Source organism: Pseudomonas sp. PARCl1, assembly GCF_947311875.1.
GTDB classification, from domain to species: Bacteria; Pseudomonadota; Gammaproteobacteria; order Pseudomonadales; family Pseudomonadaceae; genus Aquipseudomonas; species Aquipseudomonas juntendi.
This window is the reverse complement of the sequence record NZ_CAMZMX010000001.1, coordinates 17824-40666: the sequence shown is the minus strand read 5'-3', so window position 1 is coordinate 40666 and position 22843 is coordinate 17824. Positions and strand designations below refer to the sequence as shown.

General features: G+C 62.0%; 20 protein-coding genes and 1 pseudogene. 12 read left to right on the top strand and 9 right to left on the bottom strand.

The features are described 5' to 3' along the window. Nucleotides 1–10 precede the first annotated feature (10 nt). Nucleotides 11–502 (bottom strand): 5-(carboxyamino)imidazole ribonucleotide mutase, encoded by a 492-nt coding sequence (gene purE, locus QME24_RS00200; protein WP_280091082.1) that lies wholly within the window; start codon nt 500–502, stop codon nt 11–13. Nucleotides 503–771: 269 nt separating this feature from the next. Here purE and QME24_RS00195 point away from each other — a divergent pair, with 269 nt between their 5' ends. Beyond that, complete coding sequence (locus tag QME24_RS00195; RefSeq protein WP_009684499.1) at nt 772–1389, top strand: hypothetical protein; 618 nt, start codon at nt 772–774, stop codon at nt 1387–1389. Nucleotides 1390–1395: 6 nt separating this feature from the next. Here QME24_RS00195 and QME24_RS00190 read toward each other — a convergent pair whose 3' ends face one another. Continuing rightward, nucleotides 1396–2301 (bottom strand): LysR substrate-binding domain-containing protein, encoded by a 906-nt coding sequence (locus tag QME24_RS00190; RefSeq protein ID WP_161891645.1) that lies wholly within the window; start codon nt 2299–2301, stop codon nt 1396–1398. Nucleotides 2302–2483: 182 nt separating this feature from the next. Here QME24_RS00190 and aspA point away from each other — a divergent pair, with 182 nt between their 5' ends. From aspA to QME24_RS00170, 4 genes are all read left to right on the top strand, one after another. After that, nucleotides 2484–3908 (top strand): aspartate ammonia-lyase, encoded by a 1425-nt coding sequence (gene aspA, locus QME24_RS00185; RefSeq protein ID WP_029886441.1) that lies wholly within the window; start codon nt 2484–2486, stop codon nt 3906–3908. 234 nt (nt 3909–4142) lie between these two features. Then, entirely contained in the window at nt 4143–5135 is a 993-nt protein-coding gene (locus tag QME24_RS00180; protein ID WP_047149778.1) for an AraC family transcriptional regulator, read from the top strand. A gap of 225 nt (nt 5136–5360) precedes the next feature. Then, nucleotides 5361–6404 carry a histone deacetylase family protein gene (locus tag QME24_RS00175; protein ID WP_029886443.1) on the top strand — a complete coding sequence of 348 codons (1044 nt, stop codon included), beginning with the start codon at nt 5361–5363 and terminating at the stop codon, nt 6402–6404. Continuing rightward, entirely contained in the window at nt 6404–7507 is a 1104-nt protein-coding gene (locus tag QME24_RS00170; RefSeq protein ID WP_125854439.1) for a polyamine ABC transporter substrate-binding protein, read from the top strand. Before QME24_RS00175 ends, QME24_RS00170 begins: the two co-directional genes overlap by 1 nt. Nucleotides 7508–7629: 122 nt before the next feature. Here the strand turns inward: QME24_RS00170 and QME24_RS00165 are convergent, their stop codons facing one another. Then, nucleotides 7630–9162, bottom strand: coding sequence for a PLP-dependent aminotransferase family protein (locus tag QME24_RS00165; RefSeq protein WP_280091083.1), 1533 nt, complete (start codon nt 9160–9162; stop codon nt 7630–7632). A gap of 90 nt (nt 9163–9252) precedes the next feature. Here QME24_RS00165 and QME24_RS00160 point away from each other — a divergent pair, with 90 nt between their 5' ends. From QME24_RS00160 to QME24_RS00150, 3 genes are read left to right on the top strand one after another with little or no spacing between them, the layout of a single operon-like run. Beyond that, nucleotides 9253–9882 (top strand): FMN-binding negative transcriptional regulator, encoded by a 630-nt coding sequence (locus QME24_RS00160; protein WP_280091084.1) that lies wholly within the window; start codon nt 9253–9255, stop codon nt 9880–9882. A gap of 12 nt (nt 9883–9894) precedes the next feature. Continuing rightward, a complete protein-coding gene (locus tag QME24_RS00155) occupies nt 9895–10341 on the top strand; it encodes a GNAT family N-acetyltransferase (RefSeq protein ID WP_009684489.1) in 447 nt (148 codons plus the stop codon). A gap of 5 nt (nt 10342–10346) precedes the next feature. Continuing rightward, nucleotides 10347–11018: a GNAT family protein gene (locus QME24_RS00150; protein WP_280091085.1), complete on the top strand. Its 672-nt coding sequence runs from the start codon at nt 10347–10349 to the stop codon at nt 11016–11018. 48 nt (nt 11019–11066) lie between these two features. Here the strand turns inward: QME24_RS00150 and QME24_RS00145 are convergent, their stop codons facing one another. The 4 genes and pseudogenes from QME24_RS00145 to QME24_RS00130 form a co-directional block, all read right to left on the bottom strand. Further along, nucleotides 11067–11345, bottom strand: a complete 279-nt coding sequence (locus QME24_RS00145; protein ID WP_280091086.1) for a helix-turn-helix transcriptional regulator — start codon at nt 11343–11345, stop codon at nt 11067–11069. After that, nucleotides 11342–12667 (bottom strand): annotated as a pseudogene (locus tag QME24_RS00140) (HipA domain-containing protein). Before QME24_RS00140 ends, QME24_RS00145 begins: the two are co-directional and overlap by 4 nt. A gap of 215 nt (nt 12668–12882) precedes the next feature. Beyond that, entirely contained in the window at nt 12883–14691 is a 1809-nt protein-coding gene (gene oadA, locus QME24_RS00135; protein WP_280091087.1) for a sodium-extruding oxaloacetate decarboxylase subunit alpha, read from the bottom strand. 98 nt (nt 14692–14789) lie between these two features. After that, nucleotides 14790–16205 carry an acetyl-CoA carboxylase biotin carboxylase subunit gene (locus tag QME24_RS00130; protein ID WP_009684483.1) on the bottom strand — a complete coding sequence of 472 codons (1416 nt, stop codon included), beginning with the start codon at nt 16203–16205 and terminating at the stop codon, nt 14790–14792. Between the two features lie 204 nt (nt 16206–16409). Between QME24_RS00130 and QME24_RS00125 the strand changes: the two genes are divergently transcribed. Continuing rightward, entirely contained in the window at nt 16410–17357 is a 948-nt protein-coding gene (locus QME24_RS00125) for a LysR family transcriptional regulator (protein WP_161891643.1), read from the top strand. On the opposite strand, the gene QME24_RS00120 is transcribed toward QME24_RS00125, so the two are convergent. After that, nucleotides 17299–17517: a hypothetical protein gene (locus QME24_RS00120; protein WP_080709225.1), complete on the bottom strand. Its 219-nt coding sequence runs from the start codon at nt 17515–17517 to the stop codon at nt 17299–17301. The two genes, QME24_RS00125 and QME24_RS00120, sit on opposite strands and share 59 nt — an antisense overlap. A gap of 151 nt (nt 17518–17668) precedes the next feature. Next, nucleotides 17669–18535, bottom strand: a complete 867-nt coding sequence (hexR, locus tag QME24_RS00115) for a transcriptional regulator HexR (protein WP_009683527.1) — start codon at nt 18533–18535, stop codon at nt 17669–17671. A gap of 103 nt (nt 18536–18638) precedes the next feature. On the opposite strand from hexR, the gene zwf reads away from it, so the two are divergent. From zwf to uvrD, 3 genes are all read left to right on the top strand, one after another. Beyond that, on the top strand, nt 18639–20081 hold the full coding sequence (zwf, locus tag QME24_RS00110) for a glucose-6-phosphate dehydrogenase (protein ID WP_192441309.1): 1443 nt from the start codon (nt 18639–18641) through the stop codon (nt 20079–20081). An 88-nt stretch (nt 20082–20169) separates the two neighbouring features. After that, entirely contained in the window at nt 20170–20478 is a 309-nt protein-coding gene (locus tag QME24_RS00105) for a hypothetical protein (protein ID WP_054904316.1), read from the top strand. Nucleotides 20479–20611: 133 nt separating this feature from the next. Continuing rightward, complete coding sequence (uvrD, locus tag QME24_RS00100) at nt 20612–22798, top strand: DNA helicase II (protein ID WP_054904315.1); 2187 nt, start codon at nt 20612–20614, stop codon at nt 22796–22798. Nucleotides 22799–22843 lie beyond the last annotated feature (45 nt).

Genomic DNA, 22843 nt, shown 5'->3' with positions numbered 1-22843 from the left:
GGGTTGAGCCTCAAGCCTGGCGCGGGTCTGGGTTGTCCAGCACGGTGTCGGTCTGTTCCGTGCGGAATCGCTTCAGCGCAGCGTGGAATTGCGGGTATTTGGCACCCAGGATGCTGGCCGACAACAGCGCCGCATTCACTGCACCGGCACGGCCGATGGCCAGGGTGGCAACCGGTACGCCGGCTGGCATCTGCACGATCGACAGCAGCGAGTCGACGCCCGAGAGCATCGACGACTGCACCGGCACGCCCAGCACCGGCAGGTGGGTCTTGGCGGCGCACATGCCCGGCAGGTGGGCAGCGCCACCAGCACCCGCGATGATCACCTCGATGCCACGGCCCTCGGCCTCTTCGGCGTACTGGAACAGCAGATCCGGGGTGCGGTGGGCGGACACCACCTTCACTTCGTAGGGAATGCCGAGTTTTTCCAGCATATCGGCGGTGTGGCTAAGGGTGGACCAATCGGACTTGGAGCCCATGATCACGCCAACCAGTGCACTCATCGTCGAGCCTCTCCTGCAAGCGCCTTCTGGCGCGCTATAAAGCAACAAGCCACGCGGGTAGGCCGGCGTGGCTTGTCATACGGATTCTAATCGGCCCGGTGGCCGAAGGCGCGGGATTGTAGCGTACTTGCAGGCGGGCCGCCCACCCCTGCAAGCACATGACAGATAAAAGGGCAAGCTGTCTCGCGGGACAACTTTTTCCGGCTGCGACGCGTAACGGCAGTTGCAAGAGGATTGAACACCCCTGTTCAAACTTCTTGGAGAAAAAGATGGCCAGACCATTTTTCACCTCACTGCTGTTTTGCATGACGATGGCCCTTCAGGCCTCCCCCACATGGGCTGCGAGAACCTTGGTGGTTACTATCTATCCGCACGATGAACTAGCCGATGTGAGCGACAAACAGATCGATAAAGACTACGTGCAGCCGTGGCTGGAAGAAATGCGCAGAATCAGCAATCACTCAATTGAGGTCATCTTCAAGCGTGATGTTGCAGGCATTACCGATATTCCTTATCGCCAGATGCCTCCAGAAGATACCCACAGGGTCTTCAGCGCTGCAGCGCATCCACAGTTCAGGTGGCAGAAATCGATTTTGCTGACGCGCGATAGTTTCGGCCTCAACAGCGAAGGCGCAGAACACCTTGGCCTGGCCAAATTGGGCTATGCCCACGCGATCGCCTCAATGACCAGCTATGGCACCCTGGGGCATGAACTGGGTCACTTGATGAACGCCACTCACGAGGCAGCAGAGTTACGCTACAACCCATGGCCATGCGAGACCTTTGTCTATCCGGCCCGCTTCTCGCTTCGGGCCAATTGCTATCGCTACAGCGACCAGAACAGAGCGGCCATCGCCAATCACCTTGATCACGCGCTTCGTAACTGAAGAGGCTCACTCTGGCGCAGGCGTATTTTCCAGCTTGCGCCAGAGTAACCGCACGTTGGCCTTACGCACCAAGGCGCAGCGGTACAGGCGGATTTCCAGTGGTACATGCCACTGGCTGCCTCCGCAGATCGCCAACTCACCGCGTTCCAGCTCGCCCCGCATCGAAAGCCGGGGCACCCAGGCGATGCCCATGCCTTCCAGCGCCATGCTTTTGAGGCTGTCCGCCATGGCGGTTTCATAAACGGTGGTATAACGCACATTGCGCTGGCGCAGCAGCAGGTTGACCGACCGCCCGAGGAAGGCCCCGGCAGTATAAGCCAGCAGTGGCACGCTACTTTCACCTTCCAGGTCGAACATGGGCCTGCCATCGGCGCCCACCGCGCATACCGGCACCATTTCGGTATTGCCCATGTGCAGGGACGGGAAAATCTCGGCATCCATCTGCAAGGCGGCGTCAGGGTCGTAGAACGCCAGCATCAGGTCGCAGCCGCCCTCGCGCAGTGCATGCACGGCATCCCCTACGTTAGTCGCAACCAGGCGGGTGGCGATATTCAGGCCGTCATTACGCAGCTGTGCCACCCAACGCGGGAAAAAGCCCGACGCCAACGAGTGCGCTGCAGCCACCTGAATGACCTCCCCCTGGCCACCCTCAAGGTGATGCAAATGGCGGAGAATTTCGCCCAACTGGTCGACAACCGTGCGCGCCGTAACCAGAAACAGCTGCCCGGCCTCGGTCAGCTCTATCGGCGTGCGGGAACGGTTGACCAGTTGCAGGCCCAACGCTGCCTCAAGGCTGCGGATACGCCGGCTGAAGGCCGGTTGGGTGACGAAGCGCCGCTCTGCCGCCTGGGAAAAACTGCGGGTGGCGGCCAGCGCACTGAAATCTTCCAGCCATTTGCTTTCAAGGTTCACGAAGCACATCTCCCGTCGTGCACCAAAATGGAACACGCTCGAATTTCGATTGGCGTCACATGAATCACTATGCCGTTTGTGCATAGGTTAGCGTGCAACAGCATTGGCCGCAAAATCCCCTTAAGGCCTAGGATTGGCGCCATTCCGGCATGTGCCGGGTCAACATCGAGATGATATACATCATGTCCGCTGCTGCATCGTTCCGCGTCGAAAAAGATCTGTTGGGCACCCTGGAAGTACCTGCCGATGCTTACTACGGCATCCAGACCCTGCGCGCTGCCAACAACTTCCACCTCTCCGGTGTTCCGCTGTCGCACTACCCGAAACTGGTAGTGGGCCTGGCGATGGTCAAGCAGGCTGCTGCCGACGCCAACCGTGAGCTGGGGCACCTGAGCGATGCCAAGCATGCTGCCATCAGCGCCGCCTGCGGCCGCCTGATCAAGGGCGACTACCACGAGCAGTTCGTGGTCGACATGATCCAGGGTGGCGCCGGTACGTCCACCAACATGAACGCGAACGAAGTCATCGCCAACATCGCGCTGGAGGCTATGGGCCACCAGAAGGGTGAGTACCAGTACCTGCACCCGAACAACGATGTGAACATGGCGCAGTCGACCAACGACGCCTACCCGACGGCCATTCGCCTGGGCCTGCTGCTGGGTCACGATGCCCTGCTGGCCAGCCTCGAAAGCCTGATCCAGGCATTCGCCGCCAAAGGCAAGGAATTCGACCACGTACTGAAGATGGGCCGCACCCAGCTGCAGGACGCCGTGCCGATGACCCTGGGCCAGGAATTCCGTGCCTTCGCCACCACCATGACCGAAGACCTGCAGCGCCTGCGCTCGCTGGCGCCGGAGCTGCTGACCGAAATCAACCTGGGCGGTACCGCCATCGGCACCGGCATCAACGCCGACCCTGGCTACCAGGCCCTGGCCGTACAACGCCTGGCAATCATCAGCGGCCAGCCGCTGGTACCGGCTGCCGACCTGATCGAAGCCACCTCCGACATGGGTGCCTTCGTGCTGTTCTCCGGCATGCTCAAGCGCACCGCGGTCAAGCTGTCGAAGATCTGCAACGACCTGCGCCTGCTGTCCAGCGGCCCACGCACCGGCATCAACGAAATCAACCTGCCAGCGCGTCAGCCAGGCAGTTCGATCATGCCAGGCAAGGTCAACCCGGTTATCCCGGAAGCCGTCAACCAAGTCGCCTTCGCCATCATGGGCAACGACCTGGCCCTGACCGTTGCTGCCGAAGGTGGCCAGCTGCAGCTGAACGTCATGGAGCCGCTGATCGCCTACAAGATCTTCGACTCGATCCGCCTGCTGCAACGCGCCATGGACATGCTGCGCGAGCACTGCATCGTCGGCATCACCGCCAACGAGCAGCGCTGCCGTGAGCTGGTCGAACACTCGATCGGCCTGGTCACCGCCCTGAACCCATACATCGGCTACGAAAACGCCACCCGTATCGCCCGCGTTGCCCTGGAAACCGGCCGCGGCGTGCTGGAACTGGTGCGTGAAGAGAAGCTGCTGGACGAAGCGATGCTCAACGACATCCTGCGTCCGGAAAACATGATCGCGCCACGCCTGGTTCCGCTGAAGGCGTAACCGGCTGCTGCACACTGTCTCACCAGGTTAAGGGACTAGACACCTCTCAACCTTTCCAAGCCCGGGCTTATGCACCGGGCTTTTTTTTGCCTGCTGGCTTGCGCAGGCGCGTGCCCTGCCTACACCGGTAGACGTGGGAGCGGCCTGGCGCCGCAAAGGGGCTGCACAGCCGCCTTTGAATATCGGCACACAACTTGCTCCGTAATGTGTTCCAGGCCCACGGGATTACCCAGCATGCTGCACAGCCACCTGACCACCCTCAACGCGGTTTCGCTGATACTCAACGTCTTCCAAGCAGACGGTGCTGAGGCTTCGGCGCTGCTCGCCGGTAGCGGCATTGGCCCGGCAGACCTGGGGCACGCGGACGCGCGCATCACCACACAGCAGGAACTGCAAGTGTGTGCCAACGCCGTGGCCCGGCGCGAAGACATCGGCCTGGAGCTGGGCCAGCGCATGCATGTGTCGTGCTATGGCATGCTCGGTTACGCCCTGCTCTCCAGTGCCACTTTGGGTGACGCCCTGCGCCTGGCGCTTCAGTATCCGGCACTGCTGGGAACAGTCTTCTCGCTGCGCTTGCGCGACGATGGCCAACGCGTCTGGTTCAGCGCCAGCGAGTACCACGACAACCCGGCATTGAGCGCTTTCAATGCCGAGTTCTGCCTGGTTTCGCTGAAAGTCATCTGTGACGACCTGCTTGGCCGCCCATTGCCGCTGCTGGAGGCACGCTTCGAGCACCCTCGGCCTGACTACCATGCACGCTATGCCGGTGCGTTCCAGTGCCCAGTGGTGTTTGCGGCGCAAGACAATGCCTTTGCCTTCGAGCGGCGCTGGCTGGATACGCCGCTGCCGTTGGCTGACCCGATCACCCACAAAGCCATGAGTGAACGCTGCCGGCGCCTGAACCTGGAATTCACGGGTCGCCAGGCCTGGCTGGGGCGGATTCGCCAGTTGCTTACGCAACAACTGGACGCCGCGCCAGGGCTGGACGGGCTGGCACGGCAGATGAACTGCTCGTCGCGCACGTTGCGCCGGCATTTGCAGGCGCTGGGTAGCAGTTACCAGCAGTTGCTGGACGAACTGCGGTTCGAGCGGGCCAAGCAGTTGCTGGCCGATGAGCAGATGCCAATCTACCGCATTGCCGAAACCCTGGGGTTCAGCGAAACGGCCAGTTTCCGGCATGCCTTTCAGCGTTGGAGTGGTGTAGCGCCCAGCCATTTCCGCGGTTGACCTGTGCTGGCTGCTTCGCGGGCTCGCCCGCTCCCACAGGAACTGCACAAGTTCCGAGTACTGTGGGATACCTGTGGGAGCGGGCGAGCCCGCGAAGCAGCCAGCACAGGAAAACCCGGCCATAGAGCTTGGCCACATCGATCCCCTTTTGGCCAGTTGCGTCGTTCTCCGCCACTGGCCCACCGCTGAAAATGGCCCCACGCCAGTCCCTACCGGAGAACAACAATGCTGACGATCTATTCCGATGATCACCGCCTGCACCATGGCCGCTGCGAGCTGATCGACGGCAAGCTGATGCCGTGTTTCGAAATGCCCTCGCGCGCTGACCATGTGCTCGACCAGGTCAAAAAACGCAACCTCGGTGACATCCAGGGCCCTACCGACTTCGGCCGCGCGCCCTTGCTGCGCATCCACAGCGCCGACTACCTAGACTTTTTCGAAGGCGCCTGGGCGCGCTGGGCGGCGCTGGGCCAGGAAGGCGACCTGCTGCCGTTCACCTGGCCTGCACGCACCTTGCGCCAGGTAAAACCCACCGGCCTGCACGGCGAGTTGGGCTATTACAGCTTCGATGCCGGTGCGCCGATCACCGCCGGCACCTGGCAGGCGGCCTACAGTGCCGCCCAGGTTGCCCTCACCGCTCAGGCAGCGATCCAGCAAGGCGCGCACAGCGCCTTTGCCCTGTGCCGCCCACCAGGGCACCACGCCGCCGGCGAAGTGATGGGTGGCTACTGCTACCTGAACAACGCCGCCATCGCCGCCCAGGCATTCCTCGACCAGGGTCGGCGCAAGGTTGCCATCCTCGATGTCGACTACCACCACGGCAATGGCACCCAGGACATCTTCTACCGCCGCAACGATGTGTTCTTCGCTTCGATCCACGGCGACCCGCAAGACGAATTCCCGTTCTTTCTCGGCTATGCCGACGAAACCGGCGAAGGCGCCGGCGAGGGCTGCAACATCAACTATCCGCTGCCCGCCGGCAGCGACTGGTCTGCCTGGAGCGCTGCCCTGGAAGAGGCTTGCCAGCGCATCGCCAGCTATGATGCCGACGTACTGGTGGTCTCCCTGGGTGTGGACACCTTCAAGGATGACCCGATCTCGCAATTCAAGCTGGACAGCCCCGACTACCTGGAAATGGGCAAGCGTATCGGCCAGCTTGGCAAGCCGACCCTGTTCGTGATGGAAGGCGGCTACGCTGTGGAAGAAATTGGTATCAACGCAGTCAATGTGCTGGAAGGTTTCCAGCGCGCCCAGCCAGGAGCCCGGTAATGGCCCGACTCAAGCGTCTGCTCGCCCCGTTCATCGCTGCCACCCTGTTCACCGGTGCCCTGCAGGCGCACGCCGAGCAGCGCACCCTGCGTGTGTATAACTGGTTCGACTACATCACCCCGCAGACCTTGACCGATTTCCAGAAGGACAGCGGCGTCAAGCTGATCTACGACATCTTCGACACCAACGAAGCGCTGGAGGCCAAGTTGCTCACCGGCAACTCCGGCTATGACGTGGTGGTGCCATCCAACGTATTCCTCGCCAAGCAGATCGAGGCCGGGGTGTTCCAGCCGCTGGATCGCAGCAAGCTGCCGAACTGGCAACACCTGGACCCTGCGCTGATGAAGCTGATCGAGGCCAACGACCCAGGCAACAAGTTTGCCGTGCCCTATATGTATGGCACCGTGCTGATCGGCTTCAACCCGGCCAAGGTCAAGGCCGCGCTCGGCGATAACGCGCCGGTGGACAGCTGGGACCTGATCTTCAAGGAGGAGAACATCGCCAAGCTCAAGCAGTGCGGGGTAGCGCTGCTCGACTCGCCGTCGGAGATCCTGCCGCTGGCCCTGCAGTACCTCGGCCTGCCACCGAACAGCGACAAGCCGGCCGACTACAAGAAGGCCGAAGCGCTGATGCTGAAGATTCGCCCGTACATCACCTACTTCCATTCCTCGAAGTACATGGCTGACATGGCCAATGGGGATATCTGCGTGGCAGTGGGTTACAGCGGCAGCTTCTCGCAGGCTGCCAACCGCGCCCGCGAAGCGAAAAATGGTGTGACGGTCGACATGCGCCTGCCCAAGGAAGGCGCGCCGATCTGGTTCGACATGCTGGCGATTCCGAAGAATGCCGCCAACCCGGCAGACGCCCATGCATTCATCAACTACCTGCTGCGGCCGGAGGTGATTGCGCCGATCAGCGATTTTGTCGGCTACCCGAACCCCAACAAGGATGCCACCGACAAGGTGAGCCCTGCGATTCGCAACAACCCCAACCTGTACCCGACGGCGGAGGCGATGGCCAAGCTTTACACGCTCAAGCCGTTGCAGCGCGATGCGGAGCGGGCGCGAACCCGGGCCTGGACGCGGATCAAGTCGGGGACCTGACGCAGTTGGGGCTGCCTTGCAGCCCTTCGCGGGTGAACCCGCTCCTACAGGATATGCGCCGCACCTGAGACCACCCGGCCATACCTGTGGGGGCGGGTTTACCCGCGAAGAGGCAGGCAGCCTCAACCCTTGCGCCACGCCTTGCGCAATTTCATCAATGCCGCGGCAATCTCACCCTCTGGGACCGCGGCAAACCCCAGCACCAGACCTGCACGCTTATCCACAGGCACTTCGCTGTCGGCCAGCCAGAAATTGCTCAATGCTGCCACTTCAACGCCGACCGCCTCTGCCTTGGCCACCAGCGCCTGCTCACGCGCAAAGTTATCCACAGACACCTTCACGTGCAGCCCAGCAGCCACTTCGGGCATGCTGCCCAGCCCGGCAATATCCACAGGCCAGCCGGCCTTGAGCACATTGCGCCGGCTCAACGCCGCTTTGCGCATGCGGCGGATATGCCGCTGGAAATGCCCACGGGCCATGAACTCGGCCATCACACACTGGCTGCTGACCTCCGAATGCCGTACTGCCAACGCCTTACCCTGGCTGAAGGCCTGTGCCAACTGCGCCGGCAACACCAGGTAACCCAAGCGCAGCGCCGGGAAGGCGATCTTGCCGAAGGTGCCCACGTACAGCACACGGCCGGCCCGGTCGAGTGCAGCCAGCGGGGCCAGGGGCGCGCCACTGTAACGGTACTCGCCATCGTAGTCGTCCTCGATGATCCAGCCATCGTTGCGTTCTGCCCAGCCCAGCAACGCCAGGCGCCGGGCCAGGCTCATGGTTACCCCGGTCGGGTACTGATGGGCGGGCGTGACATAGGCCAACCGGCAACCCGGCAACCGGCCCAACCGTGCGCACTCCATACCCTCTTCATCCACCGGCACGCCGGCGACCTGAGCACCCGCCACTGAAAAGGCGTGCGCCGCCGCCCGGTAGCCCGGGTTTTCCACAGCCACCCGGTCGCCGGGCTGCAACAGCAACTGTGCACAAAGGCTTATGGCCTGCTGCGCGCCACTGGTGATCACTATTTGCTCAGCGGTACAGGTCAGCCCCCGCGAGCGGCGCAAGTAGGCAGCGATCAACTCGCGCAGTGCCGGTTCACCCGCCGGGTCGCCATAACCCAGCTGTGCAGGCGCAGGGTTACGCCAGAAACCCGCTTGCAGCTTGGCCCAAACGTCGAAGGGGAACAGATCGAAGGCAGGTATCCCCAAACGAAAAGCCCGCGGCGCGCCCTGTTTGGGTGGCGGCAGATGGTGATTTTTCAGGCGCTGCAAAGGCTCGCTCCAGCTGCGCGGGCTGGATAAATCCTCAGTATTTTCCTGGCCAAATGTGGATAAACCTGTTGATAACCCCCGGTATAACCCTGTGGACAGTTGTGTGGATAGTTTCGGCAGCCGGGTTACGTAGGTGCCGTCACCGACTCGGCTTTCGATATAGCCCTCCGCGTACAACTGGTCATACGCGCGCACCACGCTGTTGCGCGACAGCCCCAGCACGGCTGCCAGGTCGCGGGTGGCAGGCAGCCGTGTGCCGCTGCACAGCCGCCCGTCGAGCACCCGCTCGCGTAGCGCCTGGTAAAGCTGCTGGCTCAACCCGCGGCGGCGATCCAGCGAAATCCCGGCCGGGTCGAAAGGCAGGATGAGGGGCTTTTCGTGCATGGCATTGGACCTATGAAAACAGGCAGTAATGGCTCTTACCCAGAACCATTAGCCTGCCTAGGATGGGGCCATTCGACAAGGACTCAGGCCATGTACAACAGTAAGCCTCACCAGGAACACGACCTCGCCCGGCTGCAGCGGCACATGCTCGACACGCGTCTGGCCGTGCTGGTCAGCCATGGCGAGCAGGGCCTGCTGGCAACCCACTTGCCGGTGCTGCTCGACCCCGCAGAAGGCGAGTTCGGCACCGTATACGCCCACTTGGCCAGGGCCAACCGGCAGTGGCAGGACTTGGCGCAGGGGGCCGAAGCGCTGCTGGTGTTTCCCGGGGCCGATGCCTATGTCAGCCCCGGTTACTACCCAAGCAAGGCTGATAACCCCAAGGTGGTGCCAACCTGGAATTACCTGGCCGTGCACGCCTATGGGGTAGCCGACGTGATCCACGACGCCGAGCCATTGCTGGCGATTGTCAGCCGGCTCACCGACCGCCATGAGCACGGCCGCAGTGAGCCATGGCAGGTGAGCGATGCGCCCGCCGACTACATCGACGGCATGCTCCGCGCCATTGTTGGCATTCGCCTGTCGATCCAGCGGTTGCAAGGCGCGCGCAAGCTGAGCCAGAACCGCGCTGAGCAGGACATTGCCGGCGTGCGCGAAAGCCTGAGCGCCAGCCCCGATCACCTGGACAACCAACTTGCCGCGCACATGCGCCTTCTGTGAAGGAGTAGCCCAATGCCCAGCGTTACCCTATGCCCTGTCACCGCTCAAGATCACGCCGCCTGGCATGCCTTGTGGCAGGCCTACCTGCACTTCTACGAAACCGAACTGGCCGATGACGTCAGCCTCAGTACCTGGCAGCGCCTGCTCGACCCCAACGAGCCAACCCATTCGGCCCTGGCCTGGGTAGATGGCATGGCCGTGGGCATGGTCAACTTCATCTACCACCGCTCCAACTGGAGCATCGAAAATGCCTGCTACCTGCAGGACCTTTACGTGCACAGCGCACAGCGGGGCCTGGGCATCGGTCGCCAGCTGATCGAACATGTCTATGCTGCAGCCAAGGCCGACAACTGCAACAAGGTGCACTGGCTGACCCACGAAACCAACGCCACCGCCATCAGCCTGTACGAGCAGGTTGCCGAGCGCCCGGGCTTCATCCAATTCCGCAAAGGGTTGTAGGCCACATGACTGACGCACTGCACTGGAAACCCGCCACATCCCCCAAGGCCGAGCCCATCGACGGGCGCTTCATCCGCCTGGAAAAACTCGACCCGGTGCGCCACGGCGACGACCTTTGGGCTGCCCTGCAAGGCCCGGGCGCCGACCCGGTACTGTGGGACTACCTGCCCTACGGCCCGTTTACCGAACGCGCTGCCTTCGACCGCTGGCTGCAAGGTAACGCCGCCGGCCACGACCCGCTGTATTTCACCGTGATCGACCGCGCCAGCGGCAAGGCTCAGGGCATCCTCAGCCTGATGTCGATCGTGCCTGACCATGGCCGCATCGAGATCGGCCACATCGCCTTCGGCGCGCCCATGCAGCGCACACCCAGGAGTACCGAGGCCGTCTACCTGCTGGCCAAGCTGAGCTTCGATCTCGGGAACCGCCGCCTGGAATGGAAGTGCAATAACGCCAATGCCCGCTCCAAGCGTGCAGCGCAGCGGTTCGGGTTCGTCTTTGAAGGGGTGTTCCGCAAGCACCTGGTGGTGAAGGACCACAACCGTGATACGGCGTGGTACTCGATTACCGATGATGAGTGGCCGCAGGTGGCGGCTGGCTTCGAGCGGTGGTTGAGTACCGAGAACCAGCGCCCGCAAGGGCAGGCACGAACGCTTGAAGCCTGCCGCAGGAACTGACCTGCACCACCGGTCACGGGCTCACGGGCCTATGATCGGTGCAGTGGCTTACCTGATCAGACTCGCGCGCCTGACAACCCCCATCTGCAAGCCAAATAGCTTGAACACGGCGTTCAACGAGTTCAGCGTGGGGTTACCACCGCCCTGCTCGATCTGGATCAGCGTACGCACGGAAATCTTGCACATGCGTGCAAACTGAGTCTGCTGCATCTTCGCCACCTCCACACGCAGCCGCCGCACGGCAGCACCCAGCTCAAGACTGCCGTTGGCGATACCTTCGCGTACTCCGTCGATCAGCAGCCCACGGGCATCGATGGAAACCGTCATGCCAACCCCCATTCAACCATCCGGCGCTCAAGCCTGCCCAGCGCAATTGCCGGGTGATTCATCACCGCATCAGGCAGCCCCAGGGCGGACAAGATATCCGGCAATGCCAACAGGTGCCGGGCATCCAGCCGCAGACGCTCAAAAGCTTCGCCCGGGTCGACAAATTCGGCCAGTGCAGCACAGGCAGCCTGCCAGTCGATATCGCCAGCCCGCTCTATCGAGGCTGGCCACTTCGTCGTTCGCGTTATCCCTTCCTGATCCATCACCATCGGTGCAAGGTCGTAGATCGGTGCGAGGCGCACGGTGTCACGGGTACGGATGATCGCAGTGTTATGCCCGTGGTTATCGGCATTACCCAGGATCTTGTTGATCAGGTCGCGCCGCAGATAATCGGCAACCAGGTCAGGCAGCTGCCTCCCCTGCCCGGCCAGTTTCCACACCGCGGCAAGCGCCTCGATCGCCTCCAGGTGCCCCAATCGGCTGCCAGGCTCGGTCACGCCACACAGGGAGTACATCGACTCCACGGCAAAGCGTTGCACACCCTGCGCGCAAACCTGCCGGTCGAAGCGTTCCAGCCACAGGCTGGGCTTGGAGCCTTCTTCCAGCGCCATGTATTCAGCGGCCACCGTTTCGATGCCAAGCTGCTGCAACGCCTTGTAGTAGAGCTACTCGGCCCGCAGTATCTGCTGATCATCAGCCAGTGCCTGGTTCCTGGCGAACTTGATGAACCAGTGACGCCGGGCACGTTCATCCGCCAGCACCGCGTCGGGATACAACAGGCCATTTTCTGCCTCGGTCATCAACAGCTTTGGCGCCTCCCCACCGGCGCCTGTCGCGCCAACAATGGCCGCACCTCGCTCATAGGCGTATTCGAGAAACCGTTGATCGCGGGTGATCACATCCTGATGGGCAAACCCGATGGGGTCGGCATAATCCAGTAGCTCAGCCGACTCCTTGATGCGCAGGTTGCCGATTGGCGCCGGAGTGGACCGCCCCAGGAGAAACAGGTCATCCCCCATGCCTTCTGGTTTCTCACAGCCGATATGCCGGAGCAGGAAGCGGTTGGCGGCACCAGCGGGTGCGATGTCGTAAAGGAACGCGGGAGCATGCTGCAGACGATGAGAACCAAAATCCACCGGCAGCCTCGCGCTTGCCGCCTGGCAGAACAGGCTGTCGTATGCCTCCAGATGGGTTTTGACGTACTCGGAGGTATAGCCGAACTCGCAGGGGCTGGAGAGGCCCTTTTCAGGCTCGACAAAGGCGATGGCAACAGCATCATGCCACTGCGCCTGATCATGGAGTTGAAGCGTGAGTCTGTACATTGTTCACCTGCAATTTACCGCATGCGGACAACCGACTCGGTTGATGAATCTGCATCATAGTGCAGATTCCCTGATGTTTCAGTGTAAATTCTGCAATTTAATGCAGATATGGACCAAGATTCACGCTATTCCTGCATTAAGATGCATATTCAAGCTCAAAAAAAAGGGGAGCATCCGCTCCCCAGAGGTAAACCGCTTGTAGATGAGGGCCTGTATCAGCCCTCGATCTCGATCAGGATCTCGCCCGGTGTAACGCGATCGCCCTTGGCCACGTGGATGGCCACGACCTTGCCGGCGATGGCCGCCTGCACTTCGGTCTCCATCTTCATGGCTTCGGTGATCAGCACCGCCTGGCCTGCCTTGACCATGTCACCTTCCTTGACCAGCACATCGACGATGTTGCCGGGCATGGTGGTGCTGACGTGGCCTGGGGCGCTGGCCTGCTTGCGCTTGCTGCTGCCGCCGCCGACAAACTCGTTGAGCGGCTCGAACACCACCTCTTCCGGCATGCCATCGATCGACAGGTAGAAGTGGCGTTTGCCTTCGGCCTTCACACCCACACCGGTGATGTCGACGCGGTAGGTTTCACCGTGCACATCGATGACGAACTCGGTCGGTACGCCTTCACCGCCTGGGGCGGCAGCCACACCGGCTTCCGGAATCGGCAGCAGGGCTTCCGGGGTCAGGGTGCCGGCTTCGCGCTCTTCGAGGAATTTGCGCCCGATATCCGGGAACATGGCGAAGGTCAGCACGTCTTCTTCGCACCGGGCCAAGGCACCGATATCGCCACGCAGCTTGGTCATCTCCGGCTTGAGCAGATCGGCCGGGCGCACGTCGATCACCTCTTCGCTGCCGATGGCCTGGCGGCGCAACTGCTCGTTGACTACGCCCGGGGCCTTGCCGTAGCCGCCCTGCAGGTAAAGCTTCACCTCGTTGGTGATGGTCTTGTAACGCTCGCCGGCCAGCACGTTGAAGAACGCCTGGGTACCGACAATCTGCGAGGTCGGGGTGACCAGCGGCGGGAAGCCAAGGTCTTCGCGGACCCGCGGAATCTCGGCCAGCACCTCGTTCATGCGGTTGAGGGCGCCCTGCTCCTTGAGCTGGTTGGCCAGGTTGGAAATCATCCCGCCGGGAACCTGGTTGACCTGCACGCGAGTATCCACCGCGGTGAATTCGCTTTCGAACTGGTGGTATTTCTTGCGCACCGCGTAGAAGTACAGGCCGATTTCCTGCAACAGCTCCAAGTCCAGGCAGGTGTCGAACTCACTGCCCTTGAGCGCAGCGACCATCGATTCGGTACCTGGGTGGCTGGTGCCCCAGGCGAAGCTGGAAATGGCGGTGTCGATGTGATCGGCGCCGTTTTCCACTGCCTTGAGCTGGCACATGGCAGCCAGGCCAGCCGTGTCGTGGGAGTGGATGAACACCGGCAGCGACTGCTCGGCCTTCAGGGCCTTGACCAGTTCACCGGTGGCGAACGGCGTCAGCAAGCCGGCCATGTCCTTGATCGCGATCGAGTCGCAACCCATGGCCTCCATCTGCTTGGCCTGGTTCACGAAGGCTTCGATGGTGTGCACCGGGCTGACGGTGTAGGCAATGGTGCCCTGGGCGTGCTTGCCAGCGGCCTTGACCGCCTCGATGGCCACGCGCAGGTTACGCACATCGTTCATGGCGTCGAAAATACGGAATACATCGATGCCGTTGACTGCCGCCTTGGCCACGAAGGCCCTGACCACGTCGTCGCTGTAGTGGCGGTAGCCCAGCAGGTTCTGGCCGCGCAGGAGCATTTGCAGGCGGGTGTTGGGCAGCGCGGCGCGCAGCTTGCGCAGGCGCTCCCACGGGTCTTCCTTGAGGAAGCGCACGCAGGCGTCGAACGTGGCACCGCCCCACACTTCCAGCGACCAGTAGCCGACCTTGTCGAGCTTTTCGCAGATCGGCAGCATGTCTTCGGTACGCATGCGGGTGGCCAGCAAGGACTGGTGGGCGTCGCGCAGGATCGTGTCGGTTACGTGAATTTTCTTGGACATTGTTATCTCCTCGTAGCGGCAAGCTTGAAGCTACAAGCTGCTAGAAAAAGCTGATCTGCTTCTACTTGCAGCTTGCCGCTTACAGCTTGCTGCTGCATTCATAGGCCTGCGTGGGCGGCGATGGCAGCGGCGATGGCCAGGGCCAGCTCTTCGGGTTTGCGCTTGATCGAGTAGTTGGTCAGTTCAGGGTGGCTTTCGACGAAGCTGGTGTTGAACTGGCCGCTACGGAATTCCGGGTTACGCAAAATTTCCTGGTAGTACGCAGCGGTGGTCTTCACCCCTTGTACACGCATGTCATCCAGGGCCCGCAGGCCGCGGTCCATGGCTTCTTCCCAGGTCAGCGCCCAGACCACCAGTTTCAGGCACATGGAGTCGTAGAACGGTGGAATGGTGTAGCCGGTATAAATCGCCGTGTCGGTGCGCACGCCCGGGCCGCCAGGGGCGTAGTACCGGGTGATCTTGCCGAAGCTGGGCAGGAAGTTGTTCTTCGGGTCTTCGGCGTTGATACGGAACTGCAACGCGTAGCCGCGGTGGTGGATGTCTTCCTGCTTCACCGACAACGGCAAGCCTGAAGCAATACGGATCTGTTCACGGACGATGTCGATGCCGGTGATTTCCTCGGTGATGGTGTGCTCCACCTGCACCCGGGTGTTCATTTCCATGAAGTACACCTCGCCATCGGCGAGCAGGAACTCCACGGTGCCGGCGTTTTCGTAGTCCACTGCCTTGGCAGCGCGCACCGCCAGGTCGCCGATATAGGCGCGCTGCTCAGGGGTGAGCTGTGGGCTTGGGGCGATTTCGATGAGCTTCTGGTTGCGGCGCTGGATCGAGCAGTCGCGCTCGAACAGGTGCACTACATTGCCGAAGCTGTCACCGAGAATCTGCGCCTCGATGTGCTTGGGGTTGACGATGCACTTTTCCAGGAAGACTTCGGCCGAGCCAAATGCCTTGGTTGCTTCGGAAATGACCCGCGGGAAGTTCTGCTCCAGTTCTTCACGGCTGTTGCAACGGCGGATACCACGGCCACCGCCACCCGAAGTGGCCTTGAGCATGACCGGGTAACCGATGCGGTCACCTTCGCTCAGGGCTTCGTGGATATCGGCAACGTTACCTTCGGTGCCCGGGGTTACCGGCACACCGGCGGCGATCATGGTACGGCGTGCTTCGGTCTTGTCGCCCATGCGGCGAATCACGTCGGCGGCCGGGCCAATGAACTTGATCCCGCGTTCGGCGCAAATCTCTGCCAGCTCGGCATTTTCCGACAGGAAGCCATAGCCCGGGTGCAGGGCATCGCAACCGGTTTCCACCGCCAGGTTCACCAGTTTGCGCGGGTTCAGGTACCCGGCCAGCGGCTCGGCACCAATGCTGTGCGCCTCGTCAGCACGCTTGACGTGCAGGGCGTGGCGGTCGGCGTCGGAATAGATCGCAACCGAGCGAATGCCCATCTCGGCGCATGCACGCACGATCCGAACTGCGATTTCACCTCGGTTGGCGATCAGGATTTTTTTTATCACTGGAGTCTTCCCAAAGCCGTAGGAACAGTCGAGCCGGTTCTACCGGTCGGCGCGTGACCAGACGTTGCTGGCCAGTCGCGTATTCACCCTAGCGCCATGGGTTGATAAACAAAAATCAATATTTGTTAGGGGCTGTATTAGCAAAAGCTTATAGTTGGGTAACAAGGTATTGCCGATGAGCCGACAACTATGCGTAAGTCCTTGATGCGTATGACTTTACGACAATTGCAGATCTTCAACGAAGTGTGTGATTTGCGTTCGTACAGCCGCGCTGCGGAAGAAATGGCGCTCACACAACCCGCCGTTAGTCTACAGATCCGGCAGCTCGAAGAGCTGATAGGCCAGCCACTGTTCGAGTACGTTGGCAAGAAACTCTACCTGACCGAAGCAGCCGAGGCCCTGCAGCGTGCCAGCCGAGATATCTTCGGCCGGCTGGAGAGCCTGGACATGCAGCTGTCGGACATGCAGGGCTCATTGCAAGGTCAGTTGAAGCTGGCGGTCGAGTCCAGTGCCAAGTACTTCGTTCCGCACTTGTTCGCGGCCTTCAAGCAACGTCACCCGGAGGTCAACCTGACCTTGACGGTGGTCAACCGTGCCCAGGCCATTCGGCGGCTTTCCGACAACCGCGATGACCTGATCATCATGTCCATGGTGCCCCAGGACATGGGCCTGGAGTTTCTGCCTTTCCTCAACAACCCGATCGTGGCCGTGGCGCCGCCACAGCATCCGCTGTGCAAGCTGGAGCAGCTGCGCCTGCAGGATCTGGAACCGCATACCCTGCTGGTCCGCGAGCAAGGCTCAGGGACGCGCAAGGCGTGCGAGGAGTACTTCAAGGACAAGCGTGTGCATTTCACCCAGACCCTGGAAGTGGCGTCGGCCGATGCCCAACGCGAATGCGTGATCGCAGGTCTCGGGGTGGCGTTGCTGACCCGCCACGCGGTGAACCTGGAACTGGCCACCGGCGTGCTGACCGAACTGCCGGTGGAAGAGCTGCCCCTGTACCGCAGCTGGTGCGTGGTGCAGGCCAAGGCCAAGCGCCAGTCGCCGGTGGCCTTGGCGTTTCTGGCGTTCATCCGCGGCGAACGTGCGCTGATCAGCGGGCTTGTTGAACGTTTTTCGGGGAGGCTGCCGCAGACGCCTGCCACACCGTGAGCGCTTGCAGGTCTGGGTAGTCCGCCAGCTCGCGGAGCAATTGACGCTGGTCGCAATAGCTTTCGATCGCCCGCCGGTATTCCATGCGGCGCTGATCCTTTTCCTGCTGCTTGCGAGCCTTGGCGCTGGGTTGATACGTACCGTCGAAGTCACGAGCCATTGCCTGTCTCCCAGATAGGATGCGGGAGCTTCAGACTGGCCTGGCAGGTTTACGGTTTAGCGGTGAAATGGTGACAAAACAGTGAAATCTGCTTTGCCGGTGCCGGCCCCTTTCGCGGGCAAGCCCGCGAAGGGGCCGGCACAGACTGAATTCAGTCGTCTGTAGCCTTGATCGACTTGGGCGACAAACGCAGGCTGCGCAAACTGCGTTTCACGCTTTTCAGGTGGTTGACCAGGCTCGGCCCACGCGCCATGGCCACACCCATGGCCAGTACGTCGATCACCACCAGGTGGGCAATGCGCGAGGTCAACGGGGTATAGATTTCGGTGTCTTCATGCACGTCGATCGCCAGGTTGACCGTCGACAACTCGGCCAGCGGTGTCTGGCTAGGGCACAGGGTAATCAGGTTGGCCCCGCTCTCGCGTACCAGGTTGGCGGTGATCAACAGGTCCTTGGAGCGGCCGGACTGGGAGATACACACGGCCACATCGCCCGGCTTCAAGGTCACCGCCGACATGGCCTGCATGTGCGGGTCGGAATACGCCGCCGCGCTCAGCAGCAGGCGAAAGAACTTGTGCTGGGCATCTGCCGCTACAGCCCCCGAGGCACCAAAGCCGTAGAACTCCACACGCTGGGCCTGCGCCATGGCGCTCACCGCCTGCTGCAGCGCCAGCGGGTCGAGGTGCTCGCGCACCTCCATCAGGGTGTGCAGGGTGGTGTCGAAGATTTTCAGGCTGTAGTCGGCGACCGAGTCGTCTTCGTGGATGGCGAACTGGCCGAAGCTGGCCCCGGCGGCCAGGCTCTGCGCCAGCTTCAGCTTGAGGTCCTGAAAGCCCGTGCAACCGATGGCCCTGCAGAAACGCACGATGGTGGGTTCGCTGATACCTACGCTGTGCGCCAGGTCGGCCATGGAGCTGTGCATGACGGCAGCCGGGTCGAGCAGCACGTGGTCGGCCACTTTCAGTTCCGATTTGCGCAGCAGGTGGCGCGATTGGGCGATATGTTGCAACAGATTCACGGGCTGGACTCGGTTATGATCGGCTGGCCGGGTTGTAGCTTTCTTGTAGTTATACTACATGGACGCCAACCCGCCCAGTTAAACGAACGTGGAGAGTGGTGGTTTGACTATTCCTTGCGACATTCTGGTATTCGGCGGCACCGGCGATCTGGCCCTGCACAAACTGCTTCCGGCGCTCTACCACCTGTTCCGCGAGGCCCGCCTCAACCCTGCAGTACGCGTCATCGCACTGGCCCGCCGCAACCTGCCACGCAATGACTACCTGAAGCTCGCCGAGCGCCACTGCCGGGCACAGGTTGCCCTTACCGACTTTGACGAAGAAGTGTGGCAGCGTTTTTCCGCACGCCTCGACTACTTCCCCATGGACGCGTCACAGAGCGCCGACTTCGGCCGCCTGGCGCGCTACCTGGGTGAACCCGGCGGGCTCACGCGCATCTTCTACCTGGCCACCGCACCCAAGCTGTTCGTCCCCATTGCCAACCACCTGCACACCGCCGGCCTGGCCGACGGCGAAGCACGCATCGTGCTGGAGAAGCCGATCGGCCACTCGCTGGAGTCGGCCACCGCCATCAACGAAGCGATTGGCGCGGTGTTCGAAGAAACCCAGGTATTCCGTATCGACCACTACCTGGGCAAGGAAACCGTGCAAAACCTGATGGCGCTGCGCTTTGCCAACGCCCTGCTGGAGCCGGTGTGGCGCAACAACCAGGTCGATCACGTGCAGATCAGCGTGTGCGAAACCCTGGGTGTAGAGAACCGGGGCGGCTATTACGACAAGGCTGGCGCGATCCGCGACATGCTGCAAAATCACTTACTGCAGTTGCTGTGCCTGGTGGCGATGGAGCCGCCCGCGCAGTTCGAGGCCGAAGCGGTACGCGATGAAAAAGTGAAAATACTGCGCGCGCTCAAGCCGATCACTGGCCAGGACGTGCAGGACAAGACGGTCCGTGGCCAATACGGCCCGGGCCGCATCGGCGGCCAGGAAGTGCCGGCCTATTACTTCGAAAAAGACGTCGACAATGACAGCGACACCGAAACGTTCATCGCCATCGAGGCACACATCGACAACTGGCGCTGGGCTGGCGTGCCGTTTTACCTGCGCACGGGCAAGCGCATGGCACGGCGCTCGTCGCAAATCGTCATTCAGTTCAAACCGGTGCCCCATGAGCTGTTCAACGGTGGCCAGGTGAACCAGCTGCTGATCCAGTTGCAACCAGAGGAACGCATCAGCCTGCGCATGATGACCAAAAGCCCAGGCAAGGGCATGCGCCTTGAGCCGGTCGACCTCGACCTGAACCTGGCCCAGGTTTTCAGCCAGACCCGCCGCTGGGAGGCTTACGAGCGCCTGTTACTGGATGTGCTGGAGGGCGACTCCACGCTGTTCATGCGCCGTGATGAAGTAGAAGCCGCCTGGGCCTGGATCGACCCCGTGATCAAGGGCTGTGAAGAACACTTCCAGGCCCCACGCCCGTATGCGGCTGGCAGCAACGGGCCAGAGCAGGCTACCAGCCTGCTGGCACGCCATGGCAGGGTCTGGCATAGCTGAAAAGTTTCATGCTGTGGCTGGGCTGGGGCTTGTTGCACGCTCTGGTCGGAAGGCGCATTTCGCCCTTCGTACTAATGGAGCTGCAGACATGATCAACAGCAAGAACTGGAAAGCCCAACATGACAGGATGCCCCCAGGGGCGCGGGTGCGGGTTGCAGGTACCGTCACCGTCGCCAACCCTGGCGTCGACCCCGTGCTGGTCAAGCGCGACGGGCAACCGGGTACCCTGGCCCTGGACCTGGAATTGAAATCGGAAGGCGGCAGCTTCATCCAGGTGTTGTGTGACAAGGAGGTGCATTTCGAGATGCCAACCGGCACTGAAGCCATCGCCAGCGTGGAAATTTTCCACGAAGGCACGCTGCTTGCCGAGATCGACGAAATCCTGATCACTGCTTGATTTCGCTGACAACCGCCACGTCGGCTTGCACGCCCGGCGCGGCGGCCTTGCGCATGCACCGTTCGGCGCTTGGGCAGGTGAGTATTTATACAGTACCATTTACCCCTTCTCTGCCGCGCCCTAGAATGGCCGGATGCACACAGACGACCTCTCCCTCCTGCTGAACTCCCTCAACGATGCCCAACGCCAGGCCGTAGCGGCCGCGCTTGGGCGTCAACTGGTGCTTGCCGGCGCCGGTTCCGGTAAAACCCGCGTGCTGGTGCACCGTATCGCCTGGCTGATCCAGGTAGAGCAGGCCTCGCCGCACTCGATCCTGTCGGTGACGTTCACCAACAAGGCCGCCGCGGAAATGCGCCAGCGGATCGAGCAATTGCTGGGCATCAACCCAGCTGGCATGTGGGTCGGCACCTTCCACGGCCTGGCCCATCGCCTGCTGCGGGCACACTGGCAGGAAGCGCGGCTGGTGCAGAACTTCCAGATCCTCGACAGCGACGACCAACAGCGCCTCATCAAGCGGGTGATGCGCGAGCTGGGCCTGGATGAACAGAAGTGGCCGGCCCGCCAGGCCCAGTGGTTCATCAACGGCCAGAAGGACGAGGGGCTGCGCCCGCAACATATCCAGGCCGGTGGCGATCTGTTCCTGGCCACCATGCGCGAGGTGTATACCGCCTACGAGCAGGCCTGCGAACGCGCCGGGGTGATCGACTTTTCCGAGCTGCTGTTGCGCGCACTGGACCTGTGGCGTGACCACCCCAGCCTGCTGGAGCATTACCAGCGGCGCTTCCAGCACGTGCTGGTCGACGAGTTCCAGGACACCAACGCCGTGCAGTACGCCTGGCTGCGCCTGTTGGCGCGCGGTGGCGCCAGCCTGATGGCGGTGGGCGATGACGACCAGTCGATCTACGGCTGGCGCGGTGCCAAGATCGAGAACATCCACCAGTACACCGCCGACTTCCCCGACGCCGAAATGATCCGCCTGGAGCAGAACTACCGCTCCACCGGCGGCATCCTCAAGGCTGCCAACGCGCTGATTGCCAACAACAGCGGGCGCTTGGGCAAAGAGCTGTGGACCGACCTGGGTGAAGGCGAACCCCTGACCCTGTACGCGGCCTACAACGAGCACGACGAAGCGCGCTACGTGGTGGAAACCATCGAAGGCCTGATCAAGCAGGGTAACGCGCGCAACGACATCGCCATCCTGTACCGCTCCAACGCCCAGTCACGGGTGCTGGAAGAAGCCTTGCTGCGCGAACGCGTGCCGTACCGCATCTATGGCGGCCAACGCTTCTTCGAGCGCGCCGAAATCAAGAACGCCATGGCCTACCTGCGCTTGATCGAAGGGCGTGGCAACGATGCCGCACTGGAGCGGGTAATCAACGTACCCCCACGCGGCATTGGCGAAAAAACCGTCGAAGCCATCCGCGAGCACGCCCGCCACAGCCAGCTTTCCATGTGGGGGGCCATGTGCCAGCTGATCGCCGCCAAGGCGTTGAAAGGCCGCGCCGCCAGTGCTCTGGGGGCCTTCATCGAACTGATCGAAGGGCTGGCTGCCAAGGTTGCGGACATGCCGCTGCATACCATGACCCAGACCACCATCGAGCAGTCCGGGCTGATTAGCTATCACCAGGAAGAAAAGGGTGAAAAGGGCCAGGCACGGGTAGAAAACCTTGAGGAACTGGTCAGCGCAGCGCGCAACTTCGAATCCACCGAAGAAGATGCCGACCTCTCTCCGCTCTCGGCTTTCCTCGGCCATGCTTCGCTGGAAGCCGGCGACAGCCAGGCGGACGAACATGAGGACAGCATCCAGCTGATGACCTTGCACAGCGCCAAGGGCCTGGAGTTCCCCTACGTATTCCTGGTCGGCATGGAAGAAGGGCTGTTCCCGCACAAGATGAGCCTCGAGGAACCTGGCCGCCTGGAAGAGGAACGTCGCCTGGCCTATGTCGGCATCACCCGTGCGATGCGCCAACTGGTCATGACATATGCCGAGACACGCCGCCTGTATGGCAGCGAAACCTACAACAAGGTGTCGCGCTTCGTTCGCGAAATTCCACCGGGGCTGGTTCAGGAAGTACGCCTTTCCAACAGCGTCAGCCGCCCGTTCGGCGCCCCCAAGACAGCCACCAACAGCCACCTGTTCGACAATGCCAACATCCCGCAAACCGCCTTCAACCTCGGCCAGCGGGTGCAGCACGCGGTGTTTGGCGAAGGTGTGATCCTCAACTTCGAGGGCTCCGGCGCCCAGGCACGGGTGCAGGTGAATTTTGCCGAAGGCAGCAAATGGCTGATGCTGGGGTATGCCAAACTCGAGGCGATCTGACGCCTGTGCCAGTACCGTTCCTTGCAGTGGCTGCCTTTTTGGGGG